A 2933-nucleotide genomic window follows, 5' to 3' on the forward strand; every position below is an offset into this window, starting at 1 on the left:
GGATAGTCCGGCGTGAACGTCCAATAGTGAGACCCGGAAGGCGCCTCGCCGGCGCCCAATCCGCGTTCGCTCGCAGGCAGGTGGAAGAGCAAAGTGATCAGCACGTCGCTGCTCACCCACGGATCGTCGTACCAGAACGTATGCGAACGGTTCGACAGGCCGGGAATGTTTTCCGGCCGCACCCGTAACAGTTCGAGGCCATATGATTTGGTTGCGTCCAGCAGCCAGCGCGACGCTTCGGGATCCAGCTCCCTCATATCCGGCCGGCCGGCCCGCGAAGCACGGTTGATCACCTGTGACAGCCTGAGCGCGCTGTCATTCAGATTGACGGCCACTGTCACCCGCTCGGCCATGCCGGCATAGTCGCGCATATCGTCGACGAACCCGCGGAAGTCGGCATCCGGTGCGGCGTGATAGACTTCGCCGAGCCGCGTGGCTTGCGCTCCCGGCTGCTGCGCATCGCGACCGACGATCGCCAGCGCATCGCTGCCCACGGTGGCGCCGGCGCTATAGGTGAAGACGTTGACATTCCTGGCGTCGGTATTTTGCGACAAAAGCTCGACCAGCTTTGCCAGATGCGGTGCGGCGCCAAAGGCGGTTACCATGTCCCTGGAATAGCGCAGGAAATTCTCGGCCGTGGGCCAGACAAACAGCACCACCACCGAATTGCGCCCGGTGAAATGGTGAAGCTGTGCAGCTTGGCCGGCAGCGCGCTCGACGGTCGTGTTGGCACCGTGCACGTAGACGATGATATCCTTGTCGCGGCTGTTCTTGAGCGCTTCGTTGATCTGCGCGAACCACGCCCGGGCTTCAGGTGACAACGGATCGGCGTCTTCGATCGTGGCTTGTTCATTCATGTTTTCGAGATGCAGGAATGGCCGCCGATCCTCGCTGGCGCCGGTGGACCACGCGTAGATCTTGTCCCAGGTCGTGCCCTCCCGGCCAATGCGCACCGTGGCCACGCCAGTATGAAGGTCGCGACCGGGCACGACGGCATAAAGGCGGCTGTCACGGGGACCGACCGGCAGCCGGTTGGTGGCATAAAACAGCTCGATCCGGGGATCGGGCGTCAAAGACGAATTGGCTGAAAAGGCATTCGACGGGCCATCGACGAACACGGCAGGTGCCGGCATCAGTCGCATGGGCGGCTGGTAGAACGACATCGCAACGGTAGCCAAGGCGGCAATCAAGGCAAAGATGGCAATATAACGAAGCATGATTTCTCCTTGAGCCCTTCGTGGACAAGGGCCCATCCGGACGTGTTACGCGGCCCCAGTGCTGAGGATAGGCAGCACCAACGGGTTCAGTTTCCGAACACGCGACGCAACAATTCCCGAAGCGTCAAGTCGTGATCGAACCGTCCATGGCGGAGGAAGTTCAGCGTCTGCGCGATCACCAGCGGATTGTTCATCATGAAGGTGTGCGTCGTCGGCAGGACGATGTGGTCTCTCATGCCTTCAAGCTTGGTGCTTGCGACCGAAACCTTGCCGTCGTTCGGGCCTTTGAACATGCCCGACAGGATCGGATTGATCGAGCGGTCGCCGGCGATGATGCCGAGCTCATAATCGGCAGCATCAAGCCTGTTGGGAAGACTGTCCGGCCCGGTGCCGAGCTGGACCCCTGCCGGCCCGTTGACCATTTCGAAGAGCCTGAGGCTCCCGAACGTGTCCACCACTTCTGAGCCGTGATTGGGCGGCCCGAGCATGACGACGCGGCCAAGATTTTCGGGACGGTTCTGCATCAGCCAAGCCCGCACCAGTATGCCGCCCATCGAATGGGTCACGAAATTGACTTTGCTGGCCTTCCCGCATTTCGCCACAGATGCATCGACGTAAGCGATAAGCTTGTCGATCGGGGCTTCGGTCGAAGGATAGGTGTCGTTGACGACGGCATAGTCGAAGGCGCCCAATGTCTCTTCCATCAGCAGAAAGGACGTGTCGCTGCGTGACAGGCCATGCAGCAACACAACGCATTCCTGCGCGAAGGCGGCTGGAGAAAACAGCAGAAACAGGAGTGTAGCTAAAAAACGCATGAACCCAGCTAATCCGAATCCTCCGGATGTCTCAAGCCGGTGAAACTACGGTAGGAAATTGATTTGTTTTAAATAGAGATAAGGGGGCCGGTCGGCGTCTGGCAGCGGTACGAGGAGGCCACTATGTGCCAGTGCCGACCGGCCGACCCCACGGACCCAGGAGATGCGGCGGACCTGAGCATCATGGGGTATGAATTGGGCTCTCCGGCCTATGATCCTCGTGCCGACGCCCGTCCTTCTTCTCCACGCCACAGTCGCCCAAGATTGCTTGAAGATCAACACTTTCTTAACCACGGCTACCCAGTCACTTGGGTTAAGGTAAATAATTTAGCTTAACCTCATGGAGTAGCTTAACGCGATTCACGGTCAGGCGGCGCGCGCGACCACGCGGTTGCGGCCGCGTGTTTTGGCATCGTAAAGCGCGAGGTCCGCACGCTTCATCAGCCCAGAAACGGTATCGCCTTCGGGCAAGAGCGACGACACGCCGACGCTGACCGTCACCGACACCCCCATCTCGGCGCCGCCGATCGCAAACGGCGTCTTTGCGACCTCCGCGCGGATGCGCTCGGCAACCATTTCAGCAAGCGCTGCTTCCGTGTCCGGCATCACGATGACGAACTCTTCGCCGCCAAATCTGCAAGCTAGATCAATGCCGCGAACGCTTTTCTTCAGGCGCCGCGCGAACTCACGCAGCACCTCGTCGCCGCCGTCATGACCAAAGGTATCGTTGATCCGCTTGAAGCGGTCGAGATCGGTGATCATCAGAGAAAGCGGCCTGCGACGCCCAGCCGCGCGCTCGACAAGGCGCGGCAGGTGGCTGTCGAGATAACGCCGGTTGTGCAGCCCCGTCAGGCCATCCGTCACCGCCATTTCGATCGTCTGGCTGACGCTCTGCCTGAGC

Annotated in this window: 3 protein-coding genes; all 3 read right to left on the reverse strand. The window is 60.5% G+C overall.

Translation table 11 applies throughout. The features are described from left to right. The coding region (locus AC1DUU_RS27935; protein WP_476786596.1) for an alpha/beta hydrolase at window positions 1-1217 on the reverse strand (1217 nt) is incomplete at its 3' end. Window positions 1218-1303: 86 nt separating this feature from the next. Next, a complete protein-coding gene (locus tag AC1DUU_RS27940; RefSeq protein ID WP_476786597.1) occupies window positions 1304-2032 on the reverse strand; it encodes an esterase/lipase family protein in 729 nt (242 codons plus the stop codon). Between the two features lie 366 nt (window positions 2033-2398). Continuing rightward, window positions 2399-2933: diguanylate cyclase (locus AC1DUU_RS27945; protein ID WP_476786598.1), on the reverse strand; the 535-nt coding region annotated here is incomplete at its 5' end.

The organism is Aminobacter sp. P4_H6_2 (assembly GCF_056400805.1).